This is a genomic window from Streptomyces sp. NPDC057486, assembly GCF_042802415.1.
In the GTDB taxonomy this organism is placed as follows: Bacteria; Actinomycetota; Actinomycetes; order Streptomycetales; family Streptomycetaceae; genus Streptomyces; species Streptomyces yanii.
The window spans coordinates 24,950-37,206 of sequence record NZ_JBHVEE010000101.1 but is presented as its reverse complement, the minus strand read 5'-3'; the positions used below and the strand labels follow the sequence as shown (position 1 = coordinate 37,206).

9 protein-coding genes are annotated in these 12,257 nt (G+C 72.1%); 2 read left to right on the top strand and 7 right to left on the bottom strand.

The window, feature by feature from the left end:
- Nucleotides 1-43 precede the first annotated feature (43 nt).
- From ACFU6I_RS34265 to ACFU6I_RS34240, 6 genes are all read right to left on the bottom strand, one after another.
- The gene (locus ACFU6I_RS34265) at nt 44-1,159 is read right to left on the bottom strand and encodes an RNA polymerase sigma factor (RefSeq protein ID WP_384373908.1); all 1,116 of its coding nucleotides are present in this window, start codon (nt 1,157-1,159) and stop codon (nt 44-46) included.
- Nucleotides 1,160-1,357: 198 nt separating this feature from the next.
- Nucleotides 1,358-3,262, bottom strand: a complete 1,905-nt coding sequence (gene dnaG, locus ACFU6I_RS34260) for a DNA primase (RefSeq protein ID WP_384373905.1) — start codon at nt 3,260-3,262, stop codon at nt 1,358-1,360.
- Nucleotides 3,263-3,376: 114 nt separating this feature from the next.
- Nucleotides 3,377-4,636: an NAD(P)/FAD-dependent oxidoreductase gene (locus ACFU6I_RS34255; protein WP_384373902.1), complete on the bottom strand. Its 1,260-nt coding sequence runs from the start codon at nt 4,634-4,636 to the stop codon at nt 3,377-3,379.
- Between the two features lie 573 nt (nt 4,637-5,209).
- Nucleotides 5,210-6,535 (bottom strand): deoxyguanosinetriphosphate triphosphohydrolase, encoded by a 1,326-nt coding sequence (locus ACFU6I_RS34250; RefSeq protein ID WP_384373899.1) that lies wholly within the window; start codon nt 6,533-6,535, stop codon nt 5,210-5,212.
- A gap of 36 nt (nt 6,536-6,571) precedes the next feature.
- Nucleotides 6,572-7,513, bottom strand: coding sequence for a sirohydrochlorin chelatase (locus tag ACFU6I_RS34245; protein WP_384373896.1), 942 nt, complete (start codon nt 7,511-7,513; stop codon nt 6,572-6,574).
- A 66-nt stretch (nt 7,514-7,579) separates the two neighbouring features.
- A complete protein-coding gene (locus tag ACFU6I_RS34240; RefSeq protein ID WP_384373920.1) occupies nt 7,580-8,392 on the bottom strand; it encodes an HAD family hydrolase in 813 nt (270 codons plus the stop codon).
- 534 nt (nt 8,393-8,926) lie between these two features.
- On the opposite strand from ACFU6I_RS34240, the gene ACFU6I_RS34235 reads away from it, so the two are divergent.
- Both ACFU6I_RS34235 and ACFU6I_RS34230 read left to right on the top strand, forming a co-directional pair.
- Nucleotides 8,927-9,631 carry a vancomycin high temperature exclusion protein gene (locus ACFU6I_RS34235; RefSeq protein ID WP_384373893.1) on the top strand — a complete coding sequence of 235 codons (705 nt, stop codon included), beginning with the start codon at nt 8,927-8,929 and terminating at the stop codon, nt 9,629-9,631.
- A 107-nt stretch (nt 9,632-9,738) separates the two neighbouring features.
- Nucleotides 9,739-11,829: a molybdopterin oxidoreductase family protein gene (locus ACFU6I_RS34230; RefSeq protein WP_384373890.1), complete on the top strand. Its 2,091-nt coding sequence runs from the start codon at nt 9,739-9,741 to the stop codon at nt 11,827-11,829.
- Here ACFU6I_RS34230 and ACFU6I_RS34225 read toward each other — a convergent pair.
- On the bottom strand, nt 11,789-12,256 hold the full coding sequence (locus ACFU6I_RS34225; protein ID WP_384373917.1) for a gamma-glutamylcyclotransferase family protein: 468 nt from the start codon (nt 12,254-12,256) through the stop codon (nt 11,789-11,791). The two genes, ACFU6I_RS34230 and ACFU6I_RS34225, sit on opposite strands and share 41 nt — an antisense overlap.
- Between the last annotated feature and the right edge of the window lies 1 nt (nt 12,257).

Genomic DNA, 12,257 nt, shown 5'->3' with positions numbered 1-12,257 from the left:
GCGCCCACCCTTCGGGCGGACGGCGGGACTTCCGGCACACGCCCTAGTCGAGGTAGCCGCGGAGCTGGTCGGCGAAGGCGTGGTCCCGCAGCTTGTTGAGGGTCTTGGATTCGATCTGGCGGATGCGCTCGCGCGTCACGCCGAAGATCCGCCCGATCTCCTCAAGCGTGCGGGGCCGGCCGTCGTCCAGCCCGTAGCGCAGCTGGACGACCTTGCGCTCCCGCTCGTTCAGGGTGGAGAGCACCGCCTCGAGGTGCTCGCGCAGCAGGAGGAACGCGGCGGACTCCACGGGGGACGCCGCGTCGCCGTCCTCGATCAGGTCGCCGAGTGCGACGTCGTCCTCCTCGCCGACCGGTGCGTGCAGCGAGACGGGTTCCTGGGCGAGCCGCAGCACTTCACCGACCCGTTCCGGCGTCAGGTCGAGCTGCGCGGCGACCTCTTCGGGCGTCGGCTCGTAGCCGCGCTCCTGGAGCATCCGGCGCTGGACCCGGACGACGCGGTTGATCAGCTCCACGACATGGACCGGAACCCTTATGGTCCGCGCCTGGTCGGCGAGGGCGCGGGACATGGCCTGCCGGATCCACCAGGTCGCATACGTCGAGAACTTGTAGCCCCGGGCGTAGTCGAACTTCTCGACCGCTCTGATCAGTCCGAGGTTCCCCTCCTGGACCAGATCGAGCATCGTCAGCCCGCGGCCGACGTAGCGTTTGGCGACGGAGACGACGAGCCGCAGGTTCGCCTCGATCAGACGGCGCTTCGCCATCCGCCCCATGACCACCAACCGGTCCAGATCGAAGGCGAGTCGCGAGTCCGGGTCCGGGGTGCTCGCCAGCCGCTCCTCGGCGAACAGACCGGCTTCGACGCGGCGGGCGAGTTCCACCTCGTCGGCGGCGGTGAGCAGCGGGATGCGTCCGATCTCCCGCAGATACTGGCGGAAGAGGTCGGAGGACGGGCCTCCGGTGTCGGGGCGCCCGCGCGGCTCCGGCGGTTCGGGCAGCTCCGCCTGCTCCTCCATGACGTCGGCTGCTTCGGGTATGTCTGACGGCTCGGGCGGTTCCGGTGTCGGCGGATCCACCGCGGCTTCCGGATGATGCATGGCCCGGTTCTGCGCGGGGACGGCCGAGACACGCTCGGTTGTGGTCACGGTCCGGGTCTGCACGGGGGCGACCTCCAGGTGATCGCTGCCGGATCGCGGGGGATGGGGGGCCCACCGTGCAGTGGGCAGACCGCGCTCCGATGACTCAGGCACCGCCATCCAGTGTGGGGGAAGACACATCACCGCCACGAGGGGCGTGCGCGGACTTTCTGAGTCCGGTCCGTGACCGGTCGGTTACCGAAGAGAACCCTCGGGGGGCGGTCAGAGTGCGTCGGCGCCGTGATTGCGCAGGGACTGGGCGTACTGCTGCAGCACCCAGACCTCGTTCTGCGCGGCCGCCAGGTGATCCGGGGCGACATTGCTGCCCAGGCGGGTGAGGCTGCCCTGGACGTCGTTGATCCGGCGGTCCACGGCGCGCAGCCGGACCTTGACCAGATGCTCGCCCGCGTAGGCCTCGTCGATGGACTTGCCGTGGAAGACCTCGACGGCGAGCTCGGTGACCAGCTTGCGCACGGTGTCGTTGGGGGCGGCGTCGAGGACGCCGACCAGATACTCACGGTTGTCGTCGAGGCCCTGTTCGGCGCCGCCCGCCTCCGCGATGCACTGGCGCACCGCGGCGTACGGCGGGGCGGTGAACTCGTCGATCCCATAGGCGTCGAAGGCCGGGGAGACCAGGGCCGGCTTCTGCAGGGCGAGCTTGAGGAGCTCCCGCTCGGTGCGGTGGGCGGGGCTGCGGAGGTTGAGCGCGGGGCCCGAGGGGCCGGCGGGGGCCTGGACCTGCTGATGCGGGGGGCCGCCGCGGGAGGGTGCGGGTGCGGGACCCCGGTCGCCGCGCTCGCGGGCCCAGCGGGCGAGCTGGGCGACGCGCTTGACGACGAACTGGGTGTCGAGAATGCCGAGCATACCGGCCAGCTGGACGGCGACCTCGTGCTGGGAGGAGCTGTTCTTGATCCGGGCGACGACGGGCGCGGCCTCGTCGAGCGCGGCGCCACGGCCCGCCGGGGTCTCCAGGTCGTACCGCCCGACGATCTGGCGGAGCGCGAACTCGAAGAGCGGGGTGCGGGGTTCGACCAGGTCGCGGACGGCCTCGTCGCCCTTGACGAGGCGCAGATCGCACGGGTCCATGTTGTCCGGGGCGATCGCGATGTACGTCTCCGCGGCGAACTTCTGGTCGTCCTCGAAGGCGCGCAGAGCGGCCTTCTGACCGGCCGCGTCACCGTCGAACGTGAAGATCACGCGGGCGCTGCCGTTGTCCATCAGGAGCCGGCGGAGGATCTTGATGTGGTCGCCGCCGAACGCCGTGCCGCAGGTGGCGATGGCGGTGGTGATCCCTGCGAGGTGGCAGGCCATGACGTCGGTGTAGCCCTCGACGACGACGGCCCGGCTGGACTTCGCGATGTCCTTCTTCGCGAGGTCGATCCCGTACAGCACCTGCGACTTCTTGTAGATCGCGGTCTCGGGGGTGTTGAGGTACTTGGGGCCGTTGTCGTCGTCGCGGAGCTTGCGGGCGCCGAAGCCGACGACCTCGCCGGACGTGTCGCTGATCGGCCACATCAGCCGACCGCGGAAGCGGTCGATGGGACCGCGGCGGCCGTCCTGGGAGAGGCCGGAGGTGATCAGCTCCCGGTCGCTGAACCCCTTGCCGCGGAGGTAGCGGGTGAGGTGGTCCCAGCCGGCCGGGCTGTAGCCGACGCCGAAGTGGGCAGCGGCCGCCTGGTCGAAGCCGCGCTCGGCGAGGAACTTCCGGCCGATCTCCGCCTCGGGACTGTCCAGCTGCTCGACGTAGAACTGGGCGGCGATCTTGTGCGCCTCGACCAGCCGGATGCGCTCGCCACGCTGGTGGGAGGGGTTGTAACCGCCCTCCTCGTACCGCAGGGTGATGCCCGCCTTGGCGGCGAGGCGCTCGACCGTCTCGGAGAAGGAGAGATGGTCGATCTTCATCACGAAGGCGATCGTGTCGCCGCCCTCCTGGCAGCCGAAGCAGTGGAACAGACCCTTGCTCGGGCTGACCTGGAAGGAGGGGGACTTCTCGTCGTGGAACGGGCAGAGCCCCTTGAGGTTGCCTCCGCCCGCGTTCCTCAGCTGCAGGTACTCGGAAACGACGGCGTCGATCGGGACCGCGTCCCGGACCGCCTTCACATCGTCGTCATTGATCCTGCCTGCCACGGGTGAAGTCTACGGGTGGGCTCGGACATGACGGGTCCGTGGTCGGTGTCGCGGGCGCCGGGCGGGATCGTGATCACACCCGCCCGGCGCGGAACAGAAGCTTCCGCAGAGGGCTCAGACCAGGGACTCCAGCGGTACCGACGGGTCGGCGAGCGCGTCCGGGTCGACCGGCCGGCCGGCCTTGATCAACTCCTGCACGGTCCCGGTGACGTCCCACACATTGACGTTCATCCCGGCCAGCACCCTGCGGTCCTTCAGCCAGAACGCGATGAACTCCCGCTTGCCCGCGTCCCCGCGGATCACGACCTGGTCGTACGAGCCCGGCGGCGCCCAGCCCGAGTATTCGAGCCCCAGGTCGTACTGGTCGGAGAAGAAATACGGCACCCGGTCGTAGCTGACGTCCTGGCCGAGCATGGCGCGGGCCGCGGCCGGGCCGCTGTTCAGCGCGTTCGCCCAGTGCTCCACGCGCAGCCGGGTGCCGAGCAGCGGGTGCTGCGCATTGGCGACGTCCCCGGCCGCGTAGATGTGCGGGTCGGAGGTGCGCAGCGAGGCGTCGACGGCGATGCCGCCGCCGTCGCTGCGGGCCGCGATGTCGAGACCGGCGGCCTCGGCGAGGGCGGCACGCGGGGCGGCGCCGATCGCGGCGAGCACGTCGTGGGCGGGGTGTTCCTCGCCGTCGTCGGTACGGGCGGCGAGGACCATCCCGTCCTGGCCGATGATCTCGGTGAGCTTGCGGCCGAAGTGGAAGCGGACGCCGTGGTCGCTGTGGAGCTCGGTGAAGATCTGGCCGAGTTCCGGGCCGATGACCCGGAGCAGCGGGGTCGCCTCGGGTTCGACGATGGTGACCTCCGCGCCGTAGCCGCGGGCCGCCGCCGCGACCTCCAGGCCGATCCAGCCCGCTCCGGCGATCACCAGATGGCCGTTGTCGCGGCCGAGCGCGGACAGCACATTCTTCAGCCGGTCGGCGTGCGCGAGGCGGCGAAGATGGTGGACGCCCGCCAGGTCCGTACCGGGAATGTCGAGACGGCGCGGTTCGGCGCCGGTGGCGAGCAGCAGCTTGTCGTAGTGGATGACCGTGCCGTCTCCCAGCTCCACGGAGCGGGCGTCGCGGTCGAGGGCGGTGACGGGCGTGCCGAGGTGCAGCTCCACATCGGCGCCCGCGTACCAGGCCGTCTCGTGGACGAATACGCTCTCGCGTGCCTCCTTGCCGGCCAGATAGCCCTTGGAGAGGGGAGGCCGTTCGTACGGATGGTCACGCTCATCGCCGACCAGGATCACCCGGCCGCTGAACCCCTCCGCCCGGAGTGTCTCTGCCGCCTTCGCTCCTGCCAGTCCTCCGCCCACGATGACGAACGTGCGATGTGCGTCGACCACTTGATGCCTCCTCGGTGCTTGCTGCGCGGCGCCAACTGCGAGCGTCCCGCACGCAGCGTGATGGCGAAAGAGGGTGTACCCCGATCAGGTCACACCCAGTGGCCACAGGCCAGTCTGCCGACCGGGGCCGACACCACGCAGAGCGGGGTCCCCCGGAGGGAGCCGGCGACACCTGGATACGGCGCCGGAGTGGGCCGGTGGCACGGCGTGTGCTGTGAGACGGCTTGTTTCACGGCGGCCCGGCTCCCCTGCGCAGTGCGGTATGTGCTCCCAGCACATCACCTGCGGCATTGCTGTGCGTCATCGCCGCGCCCCACTCCCGCAGGACATGCCCGGGGGATCCGCATGCGCGGCGCCCCCGGGTGCGCGCCGGTGGAGACGCCCCCCGCGGTTGGCTCCGCCTGCCGCCGTGGGACACGCGTGGACCACCGCTGGTGCTGCGGGGGGCGGGGCTGATCGCCTCGGAACGGCGCGGCCGACCGCCGTCCACCGCCGGACGCTCCTGGGCGACGCGCTGACGAACGGGGTGGGGCCGGGGCGTACGCACCGGCCCCAGGAAGGCAGGGCGGGCTCTCACGCCTCCCGCGACCACCGCCCCCGCGAGGTGAGCGAGGTGTTCAGGGAGCGGGCCGACGCATCGGTGAGGGCGGCGATCTGGTCGATCAGGACCCGCTTGCGCGCGCGGTCGTCGGGCGCGTGCTCGTACAGCGCGCGGAACTGCGGTTCCAGGCCCTCCGGGGCGCGCGCGGTCAGCGCCGCCGCCAGTTCGGCGATGACGATCCGCTGGTCGGCGCGGATCGCCTCCTGTTCGGCGCGCTGCATCACATAGCGGTCGGCCACCGCCTTCAGGACTGCGCATTCGCTGCGCGCCTCGCGGGGGACGACGAGTTCGGCGGCGTACCGTCCGAGGCGGCCGTGGCCGTACGCCTGTCGGGTGGCGGTCTCGGCCGCGAGGCAGAACCTGCCGATCAGCTGGCTCGTCGCATCCTTCAGTCGGGCCTGGGCGACGGCCGATCCGTCGTAGCTGTGCGGCCACCACTCCTGGGCCATGAGCCGGTCGAGGGCGTCGGCCAGCTCCTGCGGGTCGGTGTCGGCCGGGACGTACCGTCCGATCGCGACGTCCCAGATCTCGCGGCGCTCCGGCTCGGCGAAGAGGCAGTTGGGGTCGATGTGACCGGCGTGCAGCCCGTCCTCGAAGTCGTGCACCGAGTACGCGACATCGTCGGACCAGTCCATCACCTGGGCCTCGAAGCACTTGCGGTGCCCGGGGGCGCCCTGGCGGGCCCAGCGGAAGACCGGCAGGTCGTCCTCGTAGACCCCGAATTTCGGCGAGCCGGGGTCGGTGGGGTGGGCGCCGCGCGGCCACGGGTACTTGGTAGCGGCGTCGAGCGCGGCCCGGGTCAGGTTGAGCCCGACGCTGACCAGCCCACCGGTCCGCACATCGCGCACGAACCGCTTCGGTTCGAGTCGGGTCAGCAGCCGCAGCGACTGGGCGTTGCCCTCGAAGCCCCCGCAGTCCGAGGCGAAGTCGTTGAGCGCCTGCTCGCCGTTGTGCCCGAACGGCGGGTGTCCCATGTCGTGCGCCAGGCACGCCGTCTCGACCAGGTCGGGGTCGCAGCCGAGTGCGGCTCCGAGCTCCCGGCCGACCTGGGCACACTCCAGGGAGTGGGTGAGTCTGGTCCGGGGGCTGGCGTCCCAGGCGAGGCTGCGGGTGCCGGGCGTGACGACCTGGGTCTTCCCGGCGAGTCTGCGCAGCGCGGCCGAGTGCAGCACGCGGGCGCGGTCCCGCTGGAAGGCGGTGCGACCGGGCCGTTTGTCGGGCTCGGTGTCCCAGCGCTCGGCGTCGGCAGCACCGTAGGGCGCGGTGCCGTGGTCCTGTGTGCCCTGCGTACCGTCCATGGTTCCGACAGTAATCGGCCGGACCGGCAAGACGGCTCAGGCGGACGCCAGGAGAGCACCGTTCACCGCGGATTCACGCGCCTCACGTGCGCCGGAACGTGCCTGGCCGGCCGGCGCCCGGTCGTACCGGTGCAGGATCAGCCGCGCCATCGCGGGGTGCGCGCCGAGCGGAGCCGCGGCGATCCCGGGGGCGGCAGCGGCGGCAGCTGTCGCGAAACGTCCGGGCGCGGTGAAGTACGAGGCGACGGCGATCCGGTGCCGGCCGCGGGCGGCGAGGGCGCGCGTCGCGGCGGAGACCGTGGGGTCGGCGGCGGAGGCGTACGCGGGGACGACGGGCACGCCGCCGAGCCGCTCGCTGAGCATCCTGGCGGTGCGGCGGGTGTCGGCGGCCGAGTCGGGGTCGCGCGAACCGGCGGCGGCGAGAACCACGGCGGAGCTGCCGCTCACGGTCTCGTCGGTCGGCCAGCCCGCTTCCAGGAGCCTTCCGTAGAGGGCCTCGACGAGCAGGGGGTGCGGGCCGAGCGGCGCGGCGATCGTGGTCCGCAGGGCGGGTGCGGCGGCGGCCGCTGCCGGTATGTCGTGCTTGACGTGGTGGCCGCGGCCGAGCAGCAGCGGTACAAGTACGGCGTCGCCGGACCCCAGACCGGTGAGCGTCGACGGCAGGAGCGGTTCGTTCAGCTCGATGTGCCCGAGCCTGACGTCCAGGCCGGGACGCAGTTCCCGTACCCGGTCCAGCAGCTTCACGACCGTGCGCAGCGCCTGCGGGTCCCGGCTGCCGTGGGCGACGGCGACGAGGGCGGGGGCGGTGGTGGCGCCCGGTGCGGGCCGGATGGTGCGGTGCATGGGCGGCCTGCGCGTTCCGTTCAGGGAGACATGGCTGAGCTGGGTGCCGAGCTGGGCGGTGATGCGGGTCAACAGTTGCGCTGTGCTGTCGAGAGGCAGGGACTCACGGGGTTGTGCCGATGCCGACTCCGTCATGGACCGATGGTGCAGGACGGAGGTTGCCGGGTCGTTGCACAGGGGTGACGGGTCTTTACCACGGGCTCACGGAGCGGCCGGCGGCCCGAAGAGGCCCTCCAGGACGTGCGCTACCCCGTCCTCCTCGTTGGACGCCGTGTGCGCGGGTACGGCGGCGAGCACGGCCGGGTGGGCGTTGCCCATGGCGTAGCCGATGCCCGCCCAGTCGAGGACGGTCAGGTCGTTGGGCATGTCACCGAAGGCGATGACCTCCGTGGCGTCGATCCCGCGCCCGGCGCAGAGCTCGGCGAGGGTGCCCGCCTTGGTGACTCCGGACGCGCTGATCTCCAGGAGTCCGCGGCCGCCCGAGTGGGTGAACTGCACCTCACGGCCCGCCGCGCCCGCCCCTTCGCGGGCGGCGGCCAGCAGGGTGTCCGCGTCGAGCCGGGCGGACCAGGCGAGGAGTTTGGTGACGGGCACGTCGGTGAGCCACAGGTCGGCGAGGGACGGTACGGGCAGTTCGGCGTCGATGTCCTCGGACAGCCGCAGCCGGTACGCCGGTTCGTACAGCACCTGGTTGCCGGTCTCCAGGGCGAATCCCACCTCCGGCACGGCGGCGGCGACCGCCGTGGCCACGCGCCGGGCGACGGCGACGGACAGGGCACGGGAGGAGACGACCGTACGCGTCCCGATGTCGTAGACGAGCGCGCCGTTGCTGCATACCGCCGTCCCCGCAAGCCCGGTCGCGGCGGCGAGCCGGTCGACGAACCTGGGCGGTCTGGCGGTGACGAGGACGACCTCCGCACCGGCGTTCTCGGCCGTGCGCAGGGCGCGGAGGGTGCGGGGCGAGAGGGTCCCGTCGCCCCGCAGGAGAGTGCCGTCGAGGTCGGAGGCGATCATCCGGGGAAGCAGCATCGGACGATGCTACTGGGCTGGATCCGGGCGTGGCGGGCGTACGGCACGCTCCGCCGCCGCATGCCACCAGCGCGGCGGCGAGGGCGAGTTGGGCTGTGACCAGGGCTGATCCGGGTGAAGGCCGAGCGGGACGAGAGCTGTTGCGCGGACGCGGACGGTGATCCAGCCGTGCCAGTGCCCGTCGGGTCCGGGGCCGCAGGCCAGGCTCCACCGGATGTCGTCGAGCGGGAACGGCATCCAGTCGATGCCCCGGTCACGCAGTCAGGCGCGGACGGCGGCCGCCGGGTGCGGGCGGCCCTTCACGTTCTCGTACGCGGCGACGGTCACCGAGTCGTCGGAGGGCCTGCGGGCGCTCGGGAGGTTCATGGCTGCCATGATGCCCGACGCGTCGACGGGTCGTCAGTGGTTCACCAGGAGCGCGTCGACGGCTCGTCTGCGAAGAAGTCCGCAGGGTGGAGAACCCCCGTGCCCTGATTCTCGTCCGACCAGGTAACGCACCGACACCGACAGGGGGCTCCGATGCCAGGGAAGCGGCCGCAACGGCTGGGGCGGCTGTGGCCGCGCACGCGGCGTGGGCAGCGCCGGGCCCTGCAAGGGGTCATGATCGCCTGCGTGCTGGGGCTGGCACCCGTCACGTGGATGTACTCCGTGGCCGACGCCCGTGTCCGGACGACCGCGGACGCCCCCGCGCAGCAGGTTGCCGTGGTGTTCGGAGCGGGACTGTGGGACGGGAAGCCGTCGCCGTATCTCGCGAACCGGCTGCGGGCCGCCGCCGAGCTGTACCGGGACGGCAAGGTGAAGGTCGTGCTCGTCACCGGGGACAACAGCCGGAAGGAGTACGACGAGCCGGATGCCATGCGGACGTTTCTCGTCGCGCTCGGGGTGCCGGACAAGCGGATCGTCAGCGACTTCGCCGGGTTCGACACCTGGGACTCCTGCGTGCGGGCCAAGAAGATCTTCGGTGTCGACCGGGCCGTCCTGGTGAGCCAGGGGTTCCATATCCGGCGGGCGATCACGCTGTGCCGGGTCGCGGGGATCGATGCGTACGGCGTCGGGGTCGACGCCAAGCACGATGTGACCTGGTACTACGGCGGGACGCGGGAGGTGTTCGCGGCGGGGAAGGCGGCGCTGGACGCGATGTTCAAGCCGGACCCGCACTTCCTGGGGCCGGAGGAACCCGGGATCGGGGAGGCGCTGACGGCCCGGACGCCCTCTGAGAGGTGAGACACCGGCCGACCTCACGGTCCCGGTGGAGACGGGCTGAGGTGCACGTTCCGCCGACGTAACCGGTGGCGGTCGCCTCCGTAACACCCGGCTCGCACGCTGAGCCCATGGCCCGCACCGAGACTGCTCCCACCGCCACCCACTGCCCGTACTGCTCGCTGCAGTGCGGGATGAACCTGCGGCCGGCCGCCGGCGGTGCGGTGGCCGAGGTCCTGGAGCGTCCCGACTTCCCCGTCAACCGCGGTGCGCTGTGCGGCAAGGGCCGCACCGCGCCCGCCGTGCTCTCCTCACGGGTCCGGCTGACCGGACCGCTCGTACGCAATCCGGCCAGTGGCGAACTGGAACCCGCCGGGTGGGACGAGGCGCTGGCCCGGATCGCCGACCAGCTCGTCCGCGCCCGCGCGGCGCACGGGCCCGATGCCGTGGGCGTCTTCGGCGGCGGCGGTCTCACCAACGAGAAGGCGTACGCGCTCGGGAAGTTCGCCCGGGTCGTCCTGTCGACCTCTCAGATCGACTACAACGGACGGTTCTGCATGTCGTCGGCGGCCGCCGCGCACCAGCGGGCCTTCGGCCTCGACCGTGGACTGCCGTTCCCCCTCGAGGACATCGCGCGCACGGGATGCGTGATCCTCGTCGGGTCGAACCTCGCCGAAACGATGCCGCCCGCGCTGCGCTACCTGACCGAACTGCGGGAGAACGGCGGCCGGTTGATCGTCATCGATCCGCGTCGGACCAGGACCGCCGAGCAGGCCGACCTGCACCTGGCACCCCGGCCCGGCACGGATCTGGCGCTCGCACTCGGGATGCTGCATCTGATCGTGGCGCAGGGGCGAGTGGACGAGCAGTTCGTACGGGAGCGCACCAGCGGCTGGGACGAGGCCAGGGCAGGTTCGATGGCCCACTGGCCGGAGCTGGTGGAGCGGCTGACCGGGGTGCCGGTTCCGCGGCTGCGGGAGGCGGTGGAGATGTTCTGCGCCGCGGAGAACGCGATGGTGCTGACCGCGCGCGGTCCCGAGCAGCAGTCCAAGGGCACGGACACGGTCGGAGCCTGGATCAATCTCTGCCTGGCCACCGGCCGGGCGGGCCGTCCGCTGTCCGGATACGGCTGCCTGACCGGGCAGGGCAACGGTCAGGGCGGGCGCGAACACGGCCAGAAAGCCGACCAGTTGCCCGGCTACCGCAAGCTCACCGACCCGGCGGCGCGCCGCCATGTCGCGCAGGTGTGGGGGGTGGATCCCGACTCGCTGCCGGGGCCGGGACGCAGCGCGTACGAGCTCCTCGACGCGCTGGGGACGGACGTGCGGGCGCTTCTGGTGATGGGGTCCAACCCGGTGGTGTCCGCGCCCCACGCCGCGCATGTGGAGGGGCGGCTGCGCTCGTTGGACTTCCTCGCGGTCGCGGACGTGGTGCTGTCGGAGACGGCGGCCATGGCCGATGTGGTGCTGCCGGTGACGCAGTGGGCGGAGGAGACGGGGACGACGACCAATCTGGAGGGACGGGTGCTGCTGCGGCAGCGGGCGGTCACCGCACCGGAGGGCGTACGCACCGATCTGGAGGTGCTGAACGGGCTGGCCGCGCTCCTCGGGCACGGCAAGGGGTTCCCCGCCGACCCCGAGGAGGTGTTCGACGAGCTCCGGCGCGCCTCTGCGGGCGGGCCCGCCGACTACGCGGGGATCACGTACGCCAGGATCGCGGCGGAGGACGGGGTGTTCTGGCCGTGCCCGGACGAGGAGCACGCCGGTACGCCGCGGCTCTTCCTGGACCGGTTCGCCACGGACGACGGGCGGGCCCGGTTCGTTCCCGTGACGCACCGTCCGGCCGCCGAGGAGACGGACCGGGAGTATCCGGTGGTGCTGACGACCGGGCGGGTGGTGGCCCAGTACCAGTCGGGCGCGCAGACCCGGCGGGTCGATGAGCTCAACGCCGCCGCACCCGGTCCGTTCGTGGAGCTGCATCCGCGGCTCGCCGAGCGGATCGGGGTGGCCGAGGGCGATCCGGTGGCGGTCACCTCCCGGCGCGGGCGGGCGGTGGCGCCCGCCCGGATCACCGGGGCCATCCGGCAGGACACCGTCTTCATGCCGTTCCACTGGGCGGGTGAGGGCCGGGCCAACACGCTGACGAACCCGGCGCTGGACCCGGTGTCGCGGATGCCGGAGTTCAAGGTGTGCGCGGTGCGGGTGGAGGCTGCCGGCGGGTGAGCCAGCTGCCTCCGGGGATGAGCGTGCCGTTGGAGCGGAGGGAGCGGGCGACGGGAGCGGCGGCGAAGTAGACCCAGGCACGGGCGGTTCCGGTGCCGGGCGGGTTCCCTGCCGGGAGGCGGACTTCGCGGGCGACCCTCTCGTACAGATTGCCCGGGTGCCCGGGACCGACGTACTCCTCCAGCCGGTCGAGCTGCACGAGCAGCTCGGCGTAGCTCGCGGGCGCGGCGGTCACCATCGTGCCGCGCACGGTGCCGTGGCCCTCGATCGCGTACGGGTAGCCGGGGCCGTCGTAGAGAAGGGCGTCCGGCAGCAGCGCGGGCTGTTCCGCGATCGCCCGGCCGCGAAGGAACAGATCGTGGTTGGGTTCGCCGGGGAGCAGCGTTCCGTAGACGAAGAAAGGCAGTTCGGGGGCGGTCCGCGGCATG

What these genes read in the sequence shown, in the direction of transcription:
- ACFU6I_RS34250 (WP_384373899.1), bottom strand. Translation starts at nt 6,535, where the DNA reads ATGGACGGTACGCAGGGCACACAGGACCACGGCACCGCGCCCTACGGT.
- ACFU6I_RS34245 (WP_384373896.1), bottom strand. Translation starts at nt 7,513, where the DNA reads ATGACGGAGTCGGCATCGGCACAACCCCGTGAGTCCCTGCCTCTCGAC.
- ACFU6I_RS34240 (WP_384373920.1), bottom strand. Translation starts at nt 8,392, where the DNA reads ATGATCGCCTCCGACCTCGACGGCACTCTCCTGCGGGGCGACGGGACC.
- ACFU6I_RS34235 (WP_384373893.1), top strand. Translation starts at nt 8,927, where the DNA reads ATGCCAGGGAAGCGGCCGCAACGGCTGGGGCGGCTGTGGCCGCGCACG.
- ACFU6I_RS34230 (WP_384373890.1), top strand. Translation starts at nt 9,739, where the DNA reads ATGGCCCGCACCGAGACTGCTCCCACCGCCACCCACTGCCCGTACTGC.
- ACFU6I_RS34225 (WP_384373917.1), bottom strand. Translation starts at nt 12,256, where the DNA reads ATGCCGCGGACCGCCCCCGAACTGCCTTTCTTCGTCTACGGAACGCTG.